Below are 19,551 nucleotides of genomic sequence, written 5' to 3' on the forward strand. Positions count from 1 at the left end.
CAAAGGAATGCGACGATGATGGCGGGCTAGCAGGCTAGCGGTTGAACCGCACGTCGCCATAGCGCACTTTTATATTGACGCTGGCCGGCTTACGCACCGACATCACCCCAAACTGCCCCTGCATGTCGCTCGACGACGGGCTGTTTTCTTCCGAATCTACCCGCACCAGCCGCTTGTCGAGCAGCAGCTTACCGTGCTGGGTATTTACGTCGAAATTGAAAGCCGCGCCATCGGGAAAGTTGAGTAGAATGGTGCTGTAGCCTCCATCTACATTGATCTGCCGGAAATTGCGGCCGGTGTTGCGCACCTCAAACGAGGGACAATACTGCACCGTCATGTCCAGCCGCTCGCTGATTTTGTCGATGCTGAACTTGGAGTAGCCCGACCAGCCGCTCAGGTTGCGCACGGTGCCCAGGGCCACGTCGCCGTATTTGCTGTGCATCGTCAGATCCTGCACCGTGCCCACGTCGATATCGGAGTGGTTGTTGCGCAAATCCACGGTCTGGCCCGCATCGAGGCGCAGCTTCGAGTAGGAGGCATCAATGCTGGCCTTGCGCACGTAGCTGATTGCGCCCTGCCCGTTGCCAACACGCAACAAATTCTGACTACCCTCCAGACGAGCTACCCGCAACGCGCCATACTCCACGGCCAGTTCGGTCGAGCCGGTCAGATCATTGGGAATACTGATGTCACCGAAGGTATTGTACACCCGAATCTGGGTGTTTTTGGGTAGCCACACGGTATAGTTTACTTCGTAGAGCTTGGTGCGGCTCCAGCACTCGCGTGGCATGGCCCCGAACTTTGACCGGAAAGAGATACCGCCGGTAGCAGCATCAGCATCCGTCATCTGCACCTGAATCATGTCCTGCAGCTGCTGGGCTTTTTCCTCCGTGTCGGCCCGCGTGATAATGTCCACATCGGTCCGAATTTCATTCCGGCTCCAGGTATTGATCTGGACGCGGCCGTAGCGGGTTTCGAGGTTATAGGGCCGGTTGGCAGCGGCGTAGGTTCGGCTGAGCTTACGGTTTTTTTCCACGGCCGGCACCGCGCTGGCGTCCTCATGCGGCCCTTGATGCGGGCCGGTTTGCCCGGCCTGCGGCGGCTCCTGCACCGGCCCGTTTTGCAGCCAGACGGTCTCTGTTTCCGACTCGGGGGCGTGCCGGTAGTTCGTGGAAGCGCCCGTCGATTTCTGGGCAAATCCGCTTGTGGTGCCCAGTAGTAAGCTCACCCCAGCCAGTAGCAGATGCCGCCATGTGGTGTGAGGGTTCAGAGGGCTGGTTTTCATGGCTTACGGGTGCTGTTGACCACCGCATTTGGCGCGGCAGTGTATTCTTTCATGCGCTCCTGCAAGCGCAGCTGCTGGTTGAGAATATCGAGCCGAATCTGCATGTTGCGGTTCATCGCTTCCAGCACCACATCGGGCTCAGGGTTGCGGTAAAGCTCGGTTTTGAGCTGGTTGTACGTCGAGTCCAGCGTAGCCAGCTCCCGGTTCCAGTCGGCACCCGGGGCCGTGGCGGCGGGCACGTTCAGCGCCCCGATTTCCGCTTTTTTCTCCCCGATCTGCGTGGCGTAGTAGCCTTCCATACGCTGCACGGCCACGGCCAGACGCTGCTGCGGACTAGCCGCTTCGATGCCGACGGTAGAAGCCTCGAAGTTGGTTATATCAGTCGCCGGGGCTTCCGGCTCTTGGCTCAACACCAGCGGAGCCGAAGCCGCACGAGTCCAGGCCAGGCGCTGCTCCGATTTCGACCAAACGGCCCCGATTCCAGCCAGTATCAGCAGGGCTATAGCAGCTGCCACGCCATAGTTGTGGCGGCGGGGGGCAAGTATACTCAGAGAAGTAAGATCTGCCTCGGGCTGCAGTTTCACGATGCGTAAAGGAGCCTCGTCGACCGCCACGCCAGGCGTCGCGCTCAGGTCACGCTCAATGGCATCCCACAAATCCGGGCGGGGCTCGAAGGTATCGAAGTCGGCGCGGTGGCGCTCAACGAAGTCCTCAAGACCAGGTTTGACATGTTTCATACAGGTGGTTATTCGCACGTTTCCTTCTTAGAGCTGTTTGCCTGCGGGCCCCATAAAGCGGGTGGCGGCCAGCAGCAGCCTTCTGTCGAGTCGTTGGGTTAATTAGAGACCGTGCTGCCGGGCCAGCTCCAATAGCTTTTTGCGGGCGCGGCTGTACTGGGATTTTGAGGTCGATTCGGTGATGTTCAGGATGCCGGCAATTTCGGCGTGGTCGTAGCCCTCCAGCAGGTAGAGCGACAGCACCACGCGGTAGCCGTCGGGGAGCTCCTGCACGCAGCGGCGCACCACATCAGCCCGCCAGCCCAGCTCCTCCGAGTCGAACTCGCCACTCTCGGCTTCGGGGCCCGCCGAGTCATGCTGGTCGGCCAGCGGCACCAGCTGCAGGCGGCGGTTTCGCAGGCAATTGATGCTTTTGTTGATAACGATACGCTTGAGCCAGGAACCGAACGAAGAGTCGCCTTTGTAGCTGTGCAGCTCCCGAAAAGCACTCAGAAACGATTCCTGTAGCACATCCTCGGCCTCGGCGTAGTCGCCGGTGATGCGTAGCGAGGCATTAAACATGGCCTTGGCATACCGTTTATAAATTTCGGCCTGGGCCCGCCGGTCGCCCAGGCGGCAGCGCTCCACTAGCGGGGCGTTGATGTCGGTGTACGCAAATGCCTCCATATGCTCGTTGGTTGGCGAAGTATTCGAATCAGGAGAATCGTGAATGTCCAACTTTCCTGGCTAAGCGACTAGTGATGACGGATAAGCAGCAGAAAGACAACCCACGGGCCCGAAAGTTGCACGCTGGTTCCCAAGTTGTGGCCTACGCGGCCGGTTCGCTACCTTACGGAGCTTTTCAATAGGTTTTAACCCAGTTTATGAGAAAAACAGTTCTGCTCCTGACGCTTTTATTGCCCCTGGCCTTCGGCTGCCAAAAAGATAACGAAGCGGAGCCTTCTACCATCGACTTCGGCCCCGGAGAAGGCGTGACCTACCGCAACGCCAACAACGTGCCGATGGCCTACACCGACCCCTCCGACTGGACCGCCGACGCGCAGTGGAACAGCCGCGAAAAGGCGTTGTTCAGCCTGCCCGTGGTCGTGAACCTGGACGGCCCACAAACCGGCGTTACGACCGACATGAGCTTTTACCCCAACCCAATCTCACCCGACGGCGTGGGCATATTCCGCCCCAACCTGGCCATCGAAGGCACATTGCGGCTGATATGGGTCGATAAAAACTACAAGGTGATGTCGACCAACGAGCAGACCCTAGCGAAAGGCACCGAGCTTGCGTTCCAGTTTCCGCAAACCACGTTCCCCAAAGAGCAAAAATACCGCCTCTACTACGTGCTCTACAAAGCCGACGGCACGCTCATCTACAAAGGCCACGGCGACGTGCATATTCGCCAGCAGTAAGCTCAAGTCTGTCCAGCAGTGCGTTGACTGAGATTCTCTGCTTTTTCGACTGTCATGTCGACTACCGGGAGACATCTCGCGTGCCATGATAATCAGATTAATTCTACACCATCAGCATGCAAGATGTCTCCCGGTGGTCAACATGACGTTCTCAATACTTGCGGTCCGCCGCACGGTAAGTCGTCCAACAAAAAGGCCCATCCGGATATTCGGACGGGCCTTTTTGCTATGCTTACGCCGCTACTACACGTCGAACTTGATGCCCTGGGCCAGCGGCAGCTGATCGGAGTAGTTGATGGTATTAGTCTGGCGGCGCATGTACACTTTCCAGGCGTCGGAGCCGGACTCGCGGCCGCCGCCGGTCTCCTTCTCGCCGCCGAAAGCTCCACCAATCTCTGCCCCCGACGTGCCGATGTTCACGTTGGCAATGCCGCAGTCGGAGCCCGTCTGGGACAGAAAAGCTTCGGCCTCGCGCATGTTGAGGGTAAAGATGGACGATGACAGGCCCTGTTTCACGCCGTTTTGCAGCGCAATAGCCTCTTCCACGCTGCCGCTGTATTTAATCAGGTACAGAATCGGCGCGAAGGTTTCCTCCTGCACCGTGTGGTAGTCGTTGCGGGCTTCTACCAAGGCCGGCGTCACGTAGGTGCCAGTTGGGTACTGGTCGCCGGTCAGGATGGTGCCGCCGGTGAGCAGCGTGCCACCTTCGGCCTGTACGGCAGCCAGGGCCTTGGTGAACATTTCCACGGCCTGCTTATCGATCAGCGGGCCGACCAGTGTGCCTTCCTGCAACGGGTTGCCGATGGGCAGCTTGGGATAAATAGCCAGCAAACGGCTTTTCACATCCTCATAAATCGAGTCGTGGATAATGAGGCGACGCGTGGTAGTGCAGCGCTGCCCCGCCGTGCCCACGGCCCCGAATACCACGGCGCGCATGGCCATGGCTACGTCGGCATGCTGCGTCAGAATAATGGCATTGTTGCCCCCCAGCTCCAGCAGCGCGCGGCCCAGGCGGGCCCCCACCACTTCTCCTACCTTCTTGCCCATGCGCGTCGAGCCGGTAGCCGACACCAGCGGCACGCGCGGATCGGCGGCCATAGCGGCCCCGATTTCAGCTTCGCCGATTACCACGTTGAAAATCCCCTCCGGCAGCTCATTGGCCCGCAATACGTCCTTGATGATGTGCTGCACGGCAATGGCTACCAGCGGCGTTTTCTCGGACGGCTTCCAGATGTTCACATCGCCGCACACGGCGGCCAGCATAGCATTCCAGCTCCACACGGCCACCGGGAAGTTGAAGGCCGAAATGGTGCCCACGATGCCCAGGGGTTGATATTGGTCGTACATGCGGTGCGCCGGACGCTCGGAGTGCATCGTGAAGCCGTGCAATTGGCGCGAAAGGCCCACGGCAAAGTCGCAGATATCAATCATCTCCTGCACTTCACCCAGGCCCTCCTGCAGCAGTTTGCCCATCTCGTAGCTCACCAGCTTGCCCAGCGGCTCCTTATACTCGCGCAGCTTGTTGCCGATCTGGCGCACGATTTCGCCCCGCTTGGGTGCGGGCACCAGTCGCCAGCTTTTGAAGGCTTCCTGGGCCGTTGTTACTACCGCGTCGTAGTCGGCGGTAGTCGCCAGGCGCACCGTGGCAATCAGCTGCCCATCGACGGGCGAATACACGGTCCGGGAGTTTTCGTTGGCCGCGCCGCCCCACTGCAGGCCAGTGCTGTAGGCGGCATTTTCGGCTTCTACGCCCAGCTCGCGCAACACCTGCCGGATGCCGTGTGAGTCGTGTTCCTGTACGTTGGTGCCAGTGGCGGTAGCTTCTTCGAAGGCCTGTTTCATGTGGAGTAAGGGTGGGAAGTGAAGTTCAGAAAGGGGGGAAAGGTATCGGGGCGTAAAGCTAACAAATAGGCGCGGGCCGGGCGCGGCAAACCCCTAGTAAGCATCATGAGGTCGGGTGTGGGTGGGCACAAGCTTCAGAAACGACCCTGCGGCTCCCACTGCTTACCGACGTATCTGGTGCCAGCAGCTGGTGTACTACATCTGCCACTGATGTTGCCTCCTCGCCGTGCTGAGTACCACAAAAAAGCCTCGCCAGCTAGCTGACGAGGCTTTTTCAATGCTAAAAAACAAGCTATTTACTCCGCCTGCCCGATGGGGTAGTAGGCTTTGCGGCCGTCGGGATACACGCCTTCGACCAGCGCGCCCTGGTTTTCCTTGGCTGCTTCCAGGTATTGCTGCACATCCTGGGGCTTGCTCACCTTGCTCTTGTCGATGCGGGTGATAATGAAGCCGTCGTCGATGCCGGTTGCTTTAAAGTTGGAGCTCCGGACGCCGCTGATTTTAGCGCCACCCTCAATGCCAAGCTTATTCATCTCCTGCTTCGACACCGGAGCCAGCGTAGCGCCTTCATATTTAATGGATTTGGCTATTTCCTCCCGGATGATGTCGGTGGTGCCGGTGGAGTTACGCAGCGTCGCCGTTACCGTGCGGGGGTCGCTGCCGCGCAGCAAGGCCACCTTGATTTTGTCGCCAGGGCGGAAGCGCGCCACCTGCTCCTGCAGCTGCGACGACGTGTTCACCTTCACCCCGTTGATTTCGGTGATGATGTCGCCCTCCTTAATGCCAGCATCGGCCGCCGAGCTGTTTTTGCTCAGGCCCATTACGTACACGCCATTCAGGCTCGCCAGCTTTTTCTCCGAGGCCAGCGTGGCGTCCACTTCCCGAATGTTGACGCCCAGCAGCGCGCGCTGCACGACCTTATACTTCAGCAAATCGTCGATTACCTTGCTCACGATGCTACTGGGCACCGCAAACGAGTAGCCTTCGAAAGCGCCCGAGCGTGAAGCAATGGCCGAGTTGATACCAATCAAATCACCATTCAGATTCACCAGCGCCCCACCAGAGTTGCCGGGGTTTACGACGGCATCGGTCTGCAAAAACGACTCGATACCCATGTTATCCTCACGGCGCAGAATGTTGATGTTGCGCCCCTTGGCCGATATAATACCAGCCGTTACGGTCGAGTTCAGATTGAACGGGTTGCCCACAGCCAACACCCACTCGCCTACTTTCACGTTGTCGGAGTTGCCGTAGCGCACGAAAGGCAGGCTCGTGGCATCCACCTTCAGCAGGGCTAAATCGGTGTTGGGGTCGGTGCCGACCAGCTCAGCTTTGTACTTGCGCTTATCGTCGAGCACGACCTCAATCTTATCGGCCTTATCAATCACGTGGTTGTTGGTGACGATGTAGCCGTTGGCCGCGATAATAACGCCCGAGCCCGAGCCCATCTGCGGGCCAGCCTGGGGCGAGTGATGCTGGTCGTAGTCGTCGCCGAAGAACTGGCGCAGAAACGGGTCCATGCGCTGGCCGTTGCCGCTACCGCCCATTTTAGGGGCGTACTCCGTCATGACGTGCACCACGGCGGGCGTTACCGACGAGGCCGCCGCCACGAAGTTGAGACCTTCCGGCACTACGTAGTTACTGTTGCGCAACTCACTGGTGTAGCGCACATTGGGGTCGGCCGCTACTACCTGATTGGCATTGGCTTGCTCAGGCTCCAGCAGCTTATACCCACCCACGGCTACACCGCCACCCAGAATGGCGGAACCGAGCAGGCCGAGCATCATTTGTTTTGCTTGCATGGGGAATAAAAAGATGGTTTTAGAAAAGGAAACGGTTGAAGCTACTGTAGAAAAGCAAGGAGTAACCTACCCGGCATATCCTTAACGCATGAGATGCGCCCGCTGGTATAGGGTTGCATCAGGTCGCTTTTTATCTACAACACGTACGCCAACAAAAAAGACACCACGCCGGATGTCTTTTTTTGCAGACTGCCAGGCGATTATAGAATCCCGATATGATGTTTCGTCACCTTCTTGCTGTCGAAAGGCAGCTTGAGGCGAAGTACTCCATGTGTAAGCTGGGCCTCAATAGCGGTAATCTCAACCGTTTCGGGCAGACGAAACGACCGGGTGAAGGTACCGTAGGCCATTTCCATGCGGCGGAACGTTGGACCGTTGTCCGAGACTACCGGGGCTTTTCGCTCTCCGCTAATTACGAGATTCCCGTCCTGAAAGTCAATCTTCATATCCTCTTTCGGCACGCCGGGTACGGCCAGGTGCACCTCGAAGCCCTGCTCCGATTCGAGAATGTCGGCCAGCGGCACAAAGGTCTGGGTGGGCTCGGCCACAGTGGGCAGCTTGTCGCGCAACAACTCGTTGAGTACTTTATTGAGTGCGCGGGCAGGCCGCACTGCAGGCTGGTTGTTATACAGGATAGTTGCCATGGTAGTGAGAAAGTAAAGTGGAGGTTTAAACTCGCTGATACCGGCTTCGGCACACCTCTACTCCATAAATTCTATACCACTTGAACCAACGCAGGCAAGCAATGGCAGAATGTCTATTACGTAACCTACAGCGTGCCGCCACAGCGCAAATCACCTTGACAAAACTTCACCCAGCACCCTCAAGCAAACGATAGCACTAACTATACACTATGCCATTTTGGCAACGCAACTCGTTTAAACAGTCCTATACTTAGTGTTGCGTCGGTAATTGACGCCGCTCGAAGACGCCAGGGCCACGAAAAATAGTGAAGCGGATGTCGAGGCCAACTACGGGGGTAATCGAATTGAATTTACCTCCCGGCACGACTACGTTACCGTCCACGTCAGTTTGCTCCAGCACAAAGCGGTAGGCGGTGTTGCTCGCCACCCACGGCGTCAGATCCAGGTGCGGCGACACGCGAATGCCTAGGTCGGCGCGCAGGGCACCAAAGTCGATAATCCGCTCTTTGGGTTCGGTTTCTTCGCGCTGAAACCGCAGGTAGGTAAACGCCTCGTATGCCAGACGGGGCCGCAACGCTAGTTTGCCAACCGCAAACACCCGGTCCAAGTCGAGGCGCAGGCGGGTCACTGCCCGGCCCTCCGCCAACGGATCGGACAGAAACGTGTATTCCAGACCCAGCCGCTGCCGGAAGTTGAACTTGCCCCATGTATTCCAATGGCGCACAAACAGCTCCGGCGTGCCGTCGACGTAGAGGCGCTGCACGTCGCTGCCTCCCCGATACACGCCGTAAGCGGCTCCGCGCAGCGTAGCACCCCCACTCCACCGCTCACTCCAGAACTTCTCGTAAGCCAGCTGCAGGCCAAGCCGATCGAGCTGGGTACCATCAAAGCCGCCGATCCGCGTGGGGCCCTGCACGCTTACCAGCAGGTAATCGTCATCGTGCAGGGCAACTTCGGCCTGCAGCTCCGGCAGTAGCAAAGTGTTATTTACGCTGTTCCGCTGGGCCTGGGCCGAAAAGCTGAGCACTATCAGGACGGCAGCTCCAAAAGACGCTATATAGTTCATACAGGGCAGCCAGAAGCCACAACTAGTTCTTATACATGAGATTTCATCCCATCCGGCTCGGCAGCTCCGGCAGCGGACATTTCGGCGGTAGCCACTGTGCCAGTGGCCCTGTTTTGAGCCATGGTAGCCGCCAACTCTTGCAGGGTCAGCCAAGCCATCAGGCCGGGACCTACTTCCAGGGCTTTGGGGTCGATATCGAACGTGGGCGTGTGGACCGACGAGGCATTGCGGCCATCTTCGCTGCGGGTACCCAAGCGGTAGAAGCAGGCATCGGCCGTTTGGGAATAGTAGGCAAAGTCTTCGGCCGCCATCCACTGGTCCAGCTCAATTACGTTTTCTATGCCCAGGTATGCTTCGGCGGCGGCGCGGGTGCGGGCCGTCAGCTCGGGCTCGTTTTCCAGGTACGGGTAGCCGTGGCGGATTTCCAGCTCGGCCGTAGCCCCCATCGATTCGGCCAGGCCTTCTACGAGCTTGCGCAGGTGGCCGTGGGCTTCGCGGCGCCACTCCTCGTTCAGGGTCCGGAACGTGCCTTCGATATAGACTTCGTTGGGAATAACGTTGGTGGCGCCATTGGCAATGACTTTACCGAAGGACAGCACCGACGGAATCTTGGGGCTGGCGCGCCGGCTTATAATTTGCTGGGCCGCCACGATGATATGAGCCGCTACCAGCACCGGGTCGAGATTTTGCTCGGGCATGGCCCCGTGCCCACCCTTGCCGCGCACGGTCAGGTAGAGCTCATCGGTGCTGGCCATGTAGCGCCCGGCCCGCATGCCCACCTTGCCGGCGGGCAGCATCGGGAATACGTGCTGGCCCAGGACACTGGCGGGAGTCGGATTTTGTAGTACGCCTTCTTTTATCATCAGCGCCGCTCCACCGGGCAGCCGCTCTTCGCCGGGCTGAAAAATCAGCTTCACGGTCCCTTCAAACTCGTTGCGCAGCTGCGTCAGGATTCGGGCTGTGCCCAGCAAGGATGACGTGTGCACATCGTGGCCGCAGGCGTGCATCACCCCGGGGGCCGTCGACTTATACGGCACATCGTTCTGCTCCTGAATGGGCAGCGCGTCCATGTCGGCGCGCAGGGCCACGGTGCGGCTTGCCGGGTTCCGGCCCTCTATTAGGGCCACTACGCCCGTGTTGGCCATCGACTGCGGCCGCAAGCCCAGCTGCCGCAGCTGCTCCGTAACGAAAGCAGCGGTAGCAACTTCCTCGAAGGATAGCTCCGGATGGGCGTGCAAATGCTGCCGCCAAGCAACGATATCGGTAGCGCCGTCAGCGGCGAGGGCTTTAACGCGGGAAAGCAAGTCTTGCATAAATAGAAAGTAGAACCTGTTTATTCTTCTCTGACTCCCTGGTAAACCCATCAGAAGGCCTTGCTGCCAGCACCAACTATTTCAGCGGGCAGCAGGCCTCAACGGATTTGGAGAAACAGAAAACGAGTGATGCGCTTACGTTAAAAGGAGGTTTTGTTGAGCACTACCTGCGCGGGCTCCAGCTCGGCTTTGGGTGCCAGCGGCCGGATGCGCAACATAGCTTGCTCGGCCTCCAGGCGCGTTAGGTAGTCCCCGATCCAGAGGCGAAAGATAGGCTGCTTGAAGGTGAGGTAGTCCGTTTCTTCGGGGTAGCGGCTGATAATGGCCCGACGAATCGCCATGGCCTGCTCGCGCTCCAACCCTACGTAGGCCTGGATGCGGAAGCCCTGCGCGTATTTCACATTCTGGTTGGTGTAGGCCTGGTCGCGCAGGCGCTGCTCTACCTGAGCATTCACCTGATTGGCAGGAGTCACCAGCGGGCGACTGGCCGCGCTGGGCAGCGCAGCCACCACCTTGGGCGGCGAGAATACCGGCCGAAACCGGCTAATATCTTCCGACACCGGTGCGGCCGGCTTGCGGGTAGTATCAGGAGCGGCCACGGCGCGGGTAGCGGCCGGAGCCGTGGCCGCGCAGGCCGCCAACGATAACAAAGCGGAGAACAAAAGCACGTTACGAAGCAGGTATATCATTTTCTTCCAGCAAAGCTAGGCTATTCGAAGAACCCAGACGGTCGGCCCCGGCCATAACCAAAGCCAGCGCCGCCGTGCGCGTCCGAATGCCCCCGGCCGCTTTGATACGCATATGCGCTGGCAAGTGGCGGCGCATCAGCCGAATATCTTCCACGGAGGCGCCCCGGCTGGCAAACCCGGTGGAGGTTTTCACAAAGTCAGCTCCCGCCGATTCGCATAGTTGGCAGGCCGTAATAATTTCCTCGTCCGTGAGCAGCGCAGTTTCAATGATGACTTTCAGAATGGCTTTTTTGACGTGACACAGCTCAGCTAGCTGCCCGATTTCATCCTGCACCTCCGTCAGCCGCCCCGACTTAAAAGCGGCCACGTTGATAACCATATCAATCTCCATTGCGCCGTCGGCCAGGGCCTGGTGGGTTTCAAAAAACTTGACTTTGGTAATCTGGTAGCCCAGCGGAAAGCCCACCACGGTACAAACTGGTACGCCGGAGCCCTGCAGCCGCTCGGCAGCAAAGCGCACGTAGCAGGGCGGTACGCAAACGGAGGCAAACCGCGCCTGGGCCGCTTCCGTGCAAAGCTGGGCAATCTGGGCTTCGGTAGCATCAGGCCGCAGCAACGTGTGGTCGATGCGGGCAGCTAATTCATTGGTAGATTTTTGACTCATAGAGCGGTGGAAAGTAAAACAAACAGTGGCAGACAGCTTCTTACAAAGCCGCCTGCCACTTAATACTACTCATTTTCCGGCTGGCCGGATCTGGAAGCGGTGGTGAGTTCCTGGGGCGGGGCAAACCGCCCGGCACAAAGATAAGGCCGCCCACACTACTCTACCAGTATGCGGGCCGTACGGGTAGCTTGGCCGGGAGTAGTGGCCTGTAGCATATAGAATCCTGGCGCAACGCCCTGCACAGACAGCGTGGTGCCGCTGCCCTGACGTACTGCGCGACCTAGGTTATCGAGTAAGCTGAGTTGGGTGGCTACACCGGCATTGACCACATGCACTGACCCTTGTGCTGGATTCGGGTAGATGCCTAAGTGCACTGGGGACGCAGCCTTACTGGCCAGTAACGTATTGTCGGTAACGAAGGCCAGAAAGCTCAACGCCTGCAAGTGTGCCGTAGTAACCTTGGGAATAGATCCAAACGTGGCGTAGTCGGCAATCAGGCCACTGGCATATACATCTGCCCCACTTACGACTAGGCTGCTCGCAGTCAGATTAAAACTTTGGCTAGTGGTCTGCAGCCAACTAAAGACACTGGTGGTACCACTATCCCTAATCTTGGCCAGATACATCTCTCCGGTGTAATGCGGGGAGTAAATTGTGCCCCAATACCCTGGAAAACGGGTCTTACCGATTAGATAAACACTTGTACCCTTGACGGCTATATCAACAGCATCTGCGTAAGCGGCCTGCACCCAGACAAAGCTGCTGCTGGTCCCGCTATCCGTGAGCTTGGCCGCAAACATTTCTGCGCCTGAATTACTCAGACGAATATTTCCAAAATCAGCATCTTGTTGAGCTTGGCCCGTAATGTATACCGCTGGGCCACTCACAGCCATGCTTCTTACTGCGTCTGTCACGGTGCCGCCCAGGCGCTGGGCCCACGCAAAGCTGCTGCTGGTCCCACTATCCGTGAGTTTAGCAATAAACCCATCCTCGCCCCCTGCGCTGGTCAGACTCAGGGGCCCAAAGTTAGCCCGACTATCAAACGAGCCACATACGTAAACGCGCCCAGCGCTGCCCACGGCTACTTTGGTAATATAGTCGCTCGATGCCCCGCCGACCTGTTGGGCCCATACGAAACGTCCCGTGGCCCCGGCATCCGTGTGCTTAACGATAAAGCCTTCAGTATCTGCGTTGACATCATTCGGCGTGGATGTACTCAGGTTTCCGCCACCAAAGTCAATGGTGCCGCCCAACGTGCCAGCCACATACACATTAGCACCAGCCACGGCGATTGAGCCGAGCCTTGTAATAGCCCCTGTGCTTGGGCTGGCAGACTGCTGCGCCCAAGTGAAGCTCGCTGTGGTACCGGCATCTGTAAGCTTGGCTACAAATAACGCTTTGGCTGGAAAAGAACTCGCCAAAGTCAACGTAATAGTCCCAAACTGTACGGTGCCTTGTGCGAAGTAACCTGTAAGATATATGTTGCTGCCGTTGACTGCCAGGCCATTCGCATAGATATTAGCGCTGCTACCATTTATAGCCTGTGCCCACACGAATGCATTACTGGCTTTACTCCATTTGGCAATAAAGAGACGACTGGTAGCGGCATTACCATTTACCAAGGCAATGCTGCCAAACTGCACTGTACCCGAGAATGACCCGAACATATACACGTTGCCGTTGTCATCGGCCGTAGTAGCCCTTACAAAAGTATTATTCTGGCTGTAAGCCTGCGTGGGCGTAACAACGGCTTGCTAAGCCGGAGCTTGGCCCTGCACAGCCACGGGGCAAAGCAGTAACAGGACCAAAATCAGAAGGGAAGCGGGAAAACATGAATAGATGTTTTTCATAGCAATGCAGTGTATTATCTGATTGTATAAAAAGCGAAACCCAAAATTAAGATGCATAAAAAAGGCCGGTAACCACGAATGAATTTACCGGCCTTTTTACGTTTCATATAGGCTTAATCAATTAGTACGCACCGCTCGTTGAGCACGTCTTCTTCCACGCTCTTGTACTTCACGTCGCGCACGATGCGGCCGTCCATATACTGCACGCTCACCTTCTCGTTGCGGTTGGCCACTTTTTGGCTGCGGGCGGGCACCTGCTTTTCCAGTACCGGCATGGGCTCGGGACCCATGTCTTCGGGGCCGGCCCCAAGCGAAACCGACGAAACTTCTTTCTGCGCCTTCAGCTTGGGCGCGGGAGCCGGGGCGGGCAAGTCGTCTTCCACGAAATACTCTACCTCGTCGGCGTGCCCGGCCTGCTGGCTCATCGGCACATCAGCCTTGAACAGGAACGACACCGTTTCCTCGTTCACTTTGCCAATCATCTGCTTGAAGAGCTCAAACGACTCGAACTTGTAGACCAGCAAGGGGTCTTTCTGCTCGTACACGGCGTTCTGCACCACCTGTTTCAGGTCGTCCATGGCGCGCAGGTGCTTGGTCCAGGCCTCGTCGATGATAGACAGCACCACCACCTTTTCCATACCCCGGATGGCTTCGTGGCCGCCGTTCTGTTGGGCTTTTCGCAGGTTGGCCACGGCCGTCACTTGCTTGCGACCATCGGTGAAGGGAATGGCGATATTCTCGTAGGGCGCGTTCTGGCTCAGCAAGTCGTTTACCAGCGGCAGGGTGTTGCCGGCAATGTGGTCGTTTTTGCTCTGGTAATAACCCAGGGCCTCGTCGTACAGCTTCTGGGTGAGGGCCGGCAGTTGCAGGCCGCTCAGCTCCTGGGGCGTCAGGTGCGTATCGTAGCCGAATACCCGGATGATGGCCAGCTTGAAGTCTTCGAAGTCGTTTGACACCTTATGGATGGCGGCTACATCTTCGCACACATCATAAATCATATTCCAGATGTCCAGCTCCAGCCGCTCGCCAAACAGGGCATTGCGGCGGCGCTTATACACCACCTCGCGCTGGGCGTTCATCACGTCGTCGTACTCCAGCAGGCGCTTACGGGTGCCGAAGTTGTTCTCTTCCACTTTCTTCTGCGCCCGCTCAATGCTGCTCGTAATCATGGAGTGCTGAATCACCTCGCCTTCCTCCAGACCCATGCGGTCCATGAGCTTGGCAATCCGGTCGGAGCCGAACAGACGCATCAGGTTGTCTTCCAGGCTCACGAAGAACTGCGAGGAGCCCGGGTCGCCCTGGCGGCCGGCGCGGCCCCGCAGCTGCCGGTCAACGCGGCGGCTTTCGTGGCGCTCCGTGCCGATGATGGCCAGACCACCCGACTCTTTCGACGTTTCGCGCAGCTTAATATCCGTACCACGACCAGCCATGTTGGTGGCAATAGTCACCGTGCCGGGGTAGCCGGCAGCGGCCACGATTTCGGCTTCGCGCTGGTTCTGCTTGGCGTTCAACACCTGGTGCGGAATGCCCTTGAACTTAAGCATGCGGCTCACCAGCTCCGAGATTTCCACCGAAGTGGTACCCACCAGCACCGGCCGGCCGGCCTGTACCAGCGTCTGAATTTCGTCGGCTACGGCGTTGTACTTCTCGCGCACCGTCTTGTATACCTTATCGTGCTCGTCTTTGCGGGAGATGCCGCGGTTGGTCGGAATCACGACCACATCGAGCTTGTAGATTTCCCAGAACTCCCCGGCTTCTGTTTCGGCCGTGCCCGTCATGCCCGAAAGCTTGTGGTACATGCGGAAATAGTTCTGGAGCGTAACGGTGGCGTAGGTCTGGGTGGCGTCTTCCACGCGCACATTTTCCTTGGCCTCAATAGCTTGGTGCAAACCATCGGAGTAGCGCCGACCTTCCATCACGCGGCCGGTCTGCTCATCCACGATTTTCACCTTGCCATCCTCGGTCAGGATGTACTGATCATCTTTCTCAAACAGCGTGTAGGCCTTCAGGAGCTGATTTACGGTATGCACCCGCTCACTCTTCTCGTTGTAGTCCGACATGAGCTGCTCTTTTTGGTGCAGCTTGTCTTCGTTGTTGATGGCTACGTTTTTCTCGATGGCCGCAATTTCCATCCCAATATCGGGCATGATGAACAGGTGCGGGTCTTCGCCCTGGGCCGTAATCAGGTCAATGCCTTTCTCGGTCAGCTCAATCTGGTTGTTCTTCTCGTCGATGGTGAAGAACAGCGGCAGGTCGGCCTCGGGCATCATGCGGGAATTGTCCTGCAGGAAATGGTTTTCCACCTTCTGCAAAATGGCGCGCATGCCGGTTTCCGACAGAAACTTAATCAACGGCTTGCTCTTGGGCAGGCCCCGGTAGGCCCGAAACAGCATCAACCCGCCTTCGCCTTCCTTCACGCCTTCCTTGCCTTCCTTGATCAGCTTACGGGCCTGAACTAAGTAGTCTTGCACGAGCTTGCGCTGCGCATCTACCAGCAGCTGAATCCGGGGCTTCAGCTGATAGAACTCATGCACGTCGCCGCGTGGCACCGGTCCGCTGATGATGAGCGGGGTCCGGGCGTCGTCAATCAGCACGGAGTCCACTTCGTCGACCATGGCGTAGTGATGCTTGCGCTGCACCAGCTCCTGGGTTTCGCGCGCCATGTTGTCGCGCAGGTAGTCGAAGCCAAATTCGTTGTTGGTGCCGTAGGTGATGTCGGCCGCGTAGGCCTGGCGGCGGGCATCAGTGTTCGGCTGGTGCTTATCGATGCAGTCCACAGTGATACCGTGAAATTCGAACAGCGGCGCATTCCACTCGGAGTCACGCTTGGCCAGGTAGTCGTTCACCGTCACCACGTGCACACCCCGGCGCGCCAGGGCATTGAGGAAGGAGGGCAGCGTCGAAACCAGGGTTTTACCCTCGCCCGTGGCCATTTCCGAAATTTTACCCTGGTGCAGCGCCGCGCCACCAATGATCTGGACATCGTAGTGCACCATATCCCAGGTAATTTCGGCCCCGCCGGCCAGCCACTTGTTCGACCAGACAGCCTGCTCGCCGGTAATGGTGACGTTGCCTTTGCGGGTGGCAATCTCACGGTCAAAATCGGTAGCGGTTACTACCAGCTGACCATTTTCCTTATAGCGGCGCGCCGTGTCTTTGACGATGGCAAATGCAGCGGGCAGCACTTCCAGCAGCACCACTTCCAGATCTTTGTTGCGCTGCTTTTCCAGCGCGTCGATCTGGTCGAAAACTTGCTCTTTCTGCGTGATGTCAAGGCTCGGGTCGTCGTTGATGCGCTGGTGCAGGGCGGCTATCTGGTCGTCGATTCCTTTCAGGCGCTCGTCGATACGGCTACGCACCTCATCGGTGCGCTGCCGGAGCTGGTCGTCAGATAGCTGTGCCAGTTTGGCATATTCGGCACTCACGAGTGCCACGTATGGGATAAGCTCCTTCAAGTCCCGGTCCGATTTGGTTCCGAAAATCTTGGCGACGGTCTTCCCTAAAAAATCAAACATGCTGTTAGTTTTAAACTGAAACGCCGGGGCGTACCTCAAATTTACGGCGTTTTTTGGGAAATTCCCGGCCATATCGTCGCTACGACCTTAAAACGACAAAACCCCGCACCTCAAAGAGTGTGCGGGGTTTTGAAAAGTGCAATGTTGGCAGGCTGGCAGGAAGGGGAGAAAAAGACACAAGACAGCCCTCACTTCCCACTTTGCCTACTCTTTGGCCGGGTCGCGAGGCACCAGCTTATCCATAATCGACGTGGAGCCGGTGATGGAAGGCGTGGCGGCTACTTTCTCGGCTTTATCGGTGAGTTTCTTGTAGAGCGTCAACGCCTGGGCCACTACCTGGTCCATGTTGTAATACTTATAAGTAGCCAGACGACCTACGAAGTGAACGTTTGGCGTCTCATCGGCCAGCTTCTTGTATTTGTTGTACAGATCCGCGTTTTCGAGCCGGGGAATTGGGTAGTACGGGTCCCCTTCTGCCTTGGGATATTCATATACCACGCTCGTTTTGGGATGCTGCTGGCCCGTGAGAGCCTTGAACTCCGTAATACGGGTATAGAGGTGTTCATTGGGGTAGTTTACGACCGGCGCAGACAGGAATTTCTCCACGTTCAGCGTCTCGTGCTTGAACTCGAGCGAGCGGTAAGGCAGTTTACCGAATTTGAAGTCGAAATACTCATCAACCGGGCCCGTGAATATGATTTCCTTGAACGGGATAAAATCAATCACGTCATGATAGTCCGTGTTCAGCATGATGCTGATGTTGGGATGGTCCAGCATGCGCTCAAACATGCGGGTGTAGCCGTGCAGCGGCATCGCCTGGTAGGTATCGGTGAAGTAGCGGTCGTCGCGGTTGGTGCGGGTCGGCACACGGCTCGTCACCGACTTATCCAGCTCCGAAGGGTCCATACCCCACTGCTTGCGGGTGTAGTTGCGAAAGAACTTCTCGTACAGTTCGCGGCCTACCTTGCTCACCACCACATCTTCCGACGTTTTGATGACAGGCACCTGCTCAGCCAAAGATTCCAGAAACTGCTCTACCTCGAAGCTATTCAGACTCAGTCCGTAGAGCTTGTTGATGGTGTCGAGATTGATGGGCATCGGCACCAACTGCCCATCGACGGACGCCAGTACGCGGTGCTCGTACGGACGCCAGTCGGTGAAATTAGACAGATACTCGAATACGTCTTTGGCGTTGGTATGGAAAATATGCGGACCGTATTTGTGGACCAGAATGCCATCCTCGTTGTAATGGTCGTAAGCATTGCCGGCAATATGGTTGCGCTTATCCAGGATAAGCACTTTTTTGTTCGAGCGCGTAGCCAGCCGCTCGGCTAGCACACTGCCGGCAAACCCGGCCCCAACGATGAGATAGTCAAACATAGCGTTGTGTGTCTTGGTGGCTGAAATGGGCAGTGAGGGAAAGAATAGGTAAGGACAATACGGACGCGGCTGATTCTCAGTTGGCTTAAGCTGGTGGTTTCTGCTGCAGCTTAGCCTGCATAAGCTCTACCATGCGCTGCCAGGTAAGGTCCCAGGAAATGGTGGCCAAGTAATCGTCGGTGCGGGTTTGCCAGTCGGCATCCTCTTTTTGGTGGAGCGCTGTGGCAATAGCCTGCCCGAACTCATCGGCGGTAGCGGCTATCTGTACCAGATTCAGCTCGCCGTACGGGCGCACCACGTCGCGGATGGGAGTACTCACCACTGGTTTACCGGCCGCGAGATATTCGGGCGTCTTGGTGGGTGAGATAAACTTCGTGCTTTCGTTGTCGGCGAAAAGCAGCGTCGCTACATCCCAACCCCGCAAATACGCAGGCAGTTCCTGATAGCTCTTACCACCCAGATAATGAATGTTGGCTGAACGGGGCAATACAGCAGCATCAATCTTGACTACGGGGCCAATAATGACGAATTGCCACTCCGGATGAGCCTCCGCTAATTGTCCTAATAAATCTATATCCAGTCTCTCATCGACCACCCCAAAGAACCCAACCCGTGGGTGGGCTATGCTCGCCTGGTCGACAGGCTCGGGCAGGGCAGTACGGGCCTGGCCAAAATGGTCTTTATCGATGCTGCTGGGAAAAGAATGCGCCTCGGCGTGCTGCAAACTCTTGGCTTCGTACAAACTCTGGCCGCCCGTGTACACGAGGTGAGCTTTGCGAAACAGTTCCTGCTCCAGCTCACGCAGCTTGGGCGGCGCAAACTTAAAAGCCGCCAGCTCGTCCATGCAGTCATATACAGTCAGTATCGGCTGCAGGTGGCGCGACTTGCTCAGTGCCATCGGGGTATAGTACCAGAAAACGTATTTGTTGATAGTATTCTCGGCAAAGTACCGCGTGAGTAGCGCAGCCTGCATGTCGTCACTCTGCGTTTCCGAAAGGCCAGCAGGCAAATGGGCCACTACTACTTTAAGCCCATTCTGACGTTCCTTTACCTCAATGTGCGCAAACCCGGGGTCTAGCTGGTCGTGGTGAACAAAGGGCTCCTCGACGTAAAATACGCGGCCATACTGCGCGAAGCGCGACAGTAAGTGCTGCGGACGCTGCCACACAAAGTCCCAGTGCAGGTGAGCAAAGCAGACGAAATCAGGCAACGAGTACGTGAAGGTAGAGCGGGAAAGACTGGTTTCAGCGGCGGCGGCAGAGGAGGTTGTGGTAATGGCGGAAGCGCGCAGGGAGGCCTCCGCCGGAGTAGAGAGCGGCATAGAAAAGAAGCTAGGAAGGTAGATTTGACGGCGGAAAATT

The 19,551-nt window shown here is 57.4% G+C and carries 15 protein-coding genes; 1 reads left to right on the forward strand and 14 read right to left on the reverse strand.

Features of this window, described 5'->3' with window-relative positions; all coding sequences use genetic code 11:
* Positions 1-34: 34 nt before the first annotated feature.
* The 3 genes from E5J99_RS01745 to E5J99_RS01755 all read right to left on the reverse strand — a co-directional run bounded on the left by E5J99_RS01745 (position 35) and on the right by E5J99_RS01755 (position 2,688).
* Positions 35-1,285, reverse strand: a complete 1,251-nt coding sequence (locus E5J99_RS01745) for a hypothetical protein (protein WP_135495995.1) — start codon at positions 1,283-1,285, stop codon at positions 35-37.
* Positions 1,282-2,022, reverse strand: a complete 741-nt coding sequence (locus E5J99_RS01750; protein ID WP_135495996.1) for a hypothetical protein — start codon at positions 2,020-2,022, stop codon at positions 1,282-1,284. The genes E5J99_RS01745 and E5J99_RS01750 overlap by 4 nt, the downstream gene beginning before the upstream one ends.
* A gap of 102 nt (positions 2,023-2,124) precedes the next feature.
* Positions 2,125-2,688, reverse strand: coding sequence for an RNA polymerase sigma factor (locus E5J99_RS01755; protein ID WP_135496096.1), 564 nt, complete (start codon positions 2,686-2,688; stop codon positions 2,125-2,127).
* A 197-nt stretch (positions 2,689-2,885) separates the two neighbouring features.
* Here E5J99_RS01755 and E5J99_RS01760 point away from each other — a divergent pair, with 197 nt between their 5' ends.
* The gene (locus E5J99_RS01760; protein WP_135495997.1) at positions 2,886-3,425 is read left to right on the forward strand and encodes a hypothetical protein; all 540 of its coding nucleotides are present in this window, start codon (positions 2,886-2,888) and stop codon (positions 3,423-3,425) included.
* Between the two features lie 243 nt (positions 3,426-3,668).
* On the opposite strand, the gene amaB is transcribed toward E5J99_RS01760, so the two are convergent.
* The 11 genes from amaB to E5J99_RS01815 form a co-directional block, all read right to left on the reverse strand.
* Positions 3,669-5,267 carry an L-piperidine-6-carboxylate dehydrogenase gene (gene amaB, locus E5J99_RS01765; protein ID WP_135495998.1) on the reverse strand — a complete coding sequence of 533 codons (1,599 nt, stop codon included), beginning with the start codon at positions 5,265-5,267 and terminating at the stop codon, positions 3,669-3,671.
* A gap of 296 nt (positions 5,268-5,563) precedes the next feature.
* Positions 5,564-7,069, reverse strand: coding sequence for a Do family serine endopeptidase (locus E5J99_RS01770; RefSeq protein WP_245318670.1), 1,506 nt, complete (start codon positions 7,067-7,069; stop codon positions 5,564-5,566).
* Positions 7,070-7,269: 200 nt separating this feature from the next.
* Entirely contained in the window at positions 7,270-7,713 is a 444-nt protein-coding gene (locus E5J99_RS01775) for an Hsp20/alpha crystallin family protein (RefSeq protein WP_135495999.1), read from the reverse strand.
* Between the two features lie 250 nt (positions 7,714-7,963).
* Positions 7,964-8,779: a hypothetical protein gene (locus E5J99_RS01780; RefSeq protein WP_135496000.1), complete on the reverse strand. Its 816-nt coding sequence runs from the start codon at positions 8,777-8,779 to the stop codon at positions 7,964-7,966.
* A gap of 29 nt (positions 8,780-8,808) precedes the next feature.
* The gene (locus tag E5J99_RS01785) at positions 8,809-10,092 is read right to left on the reverse strand and encodes a M20 metallopeptidase family protein (RefSeq protein ID WP_135496001.1); all 1,284 of its coding nucleotides are present in this window, start codon (positions 10,090-10,092) and stop codon (positions 8,809-8,811) included.
* 140 nt (positions 10,093-10,232) lie between these two features.
* Positions 10,233-10,760: a sporulation protein gene (locus tag E5J99_RS01790; protein ID WP_210114394.1), complete on the reverse strand. Its 528-nt coding sequence runs from the start codon at positions 10,758-10,760 to the stop codon at positions 10,233-10,235.
* Between the two features lies 1 nt (position 10,761).
* Entirely contained in the window at positions 10,762-11,445 is a 684-nt protein-coding gene (deoC, locus tag E5J99_RS01795) for a deoxyribose-phosphate aldolase (protein WP_135496002.1), read from the reverse strand.
* A 155-nt stretch (positions 11,446-11,600) separates the two neighbouring features.
* On the reverse strand, positions 11,601-13,088 hold the full coding sequence (locus E5J99_RS01800; RefSeq protein WP_167851935.1) for a T9SS type A sorting domain-containing protein: 1,488 nt from the start codon (positions 13,086-13,088) through the stop codon (positions 11,601-11,603).
* Between the two features lie 320 nt (positions 13,089-13,408).
* On the reverse strand, positions 13,409-16,810 hold the full coding sequence (secA, locus tag E5J99_RS01805) for a preprotein translocase subunit SecA (RefSeq protein ID WP_135496004.1): 3,402 nt from the start codon (positions 16,808-16,810) through the stop codon (positions 13,409-13,411).
* A gap of 204 nt (positions 16,811-17,014) precedes the next feature.
* On the reverse strand, positions 17,015-18,190 hold the full coding sequence (gene glf, locus E5J99_RS01810; RefSeq protein ID WP_135496005.1) for a UDP-galactopyranose mutase: 1,176 nt from the start codon (positions 18,188-18,190) through the stop codon (positions 17,015-17,017).
* A gap of 85 nt (positions 18,191-18,275) precedes the next feature.
* Complete coding sequence (locus E5J99_RS01815) at positions 18,276-19,511, reverse strand: glycosyltransferase family 1 protein (protein WP_135496006.1); 1,236 nt, start codon at positions 19,509-19,511, stop codon at positions 18,276-18,278.
* Positions 19,512-19,551: the final 40 nt, after the last annotated feature.

This window comes from Hymenobacter elongatus (assembly GCF_004745955.1).
Taxonomy (GTDB): Bacteria; Bacteroidota; Bacteroidia; order Cytophagales; family Hymenobacteraceae; genus Hymenobacter; species Hymenobacter elongatus.